Annotated in this window: 1 pseudogene; it reads right to left on the bottom strand. The window is 79.8% G+C overall.

The features are described from left to right. Positions 1-199: 199 nt before the first annotated feature. Positions 200-326: pseudogene (locus JHD59_RS22455) on the bottom strand (ABC transporter permease subunit); the annotation flags it as partial.

The following is a 326-nucleotide window of genomic DNA, read 5'->3' as shown; positions in this document are numbered from 1 at the left end:
CCCCCCCCCCCCCCCCCCCCCCCCCCCCCCCCCCCCCCCCCCCCCCCCCCCCCCCCCCCCCCCCCCCCCCCCCCCCCCCCCCCCCCCCCCCCCCCCCCCCCCCCCCCCCCCCCCCCCCCCCCTCTCCCCCCCCCCCCCCCCCCCCCACACCCACACCTCCGTGCTGTCGTCGGCAGCGTCAGATGTGTATAAGAGACAGGTTCTGCACCACCGGGTAGTCGCGGCGGCCGATGGCGTCGATCAGCCATTTGCCGATGCCGGGCCAGGAGAAGATGGTCTCGGTCAGCACCGCGCCGCCCATCAACGTGCCCACCTGCAGGCCGATC

This window comes from Chromobacterium sp. ASV23 (assembly GCF_016428945.1).
Taxonomy (GTDB): Bacteria; Pseudomonadota; Gammaproteobacteria; order Burkholderiales; family Chromobacteriaceae; genus Chromobacterium; species Chromobacterium sinusclupearum.
Note: the sequence above shows the minus strand (reverse complement) of the source record. Positions and strands in the feature narration are given on the sequence as shown.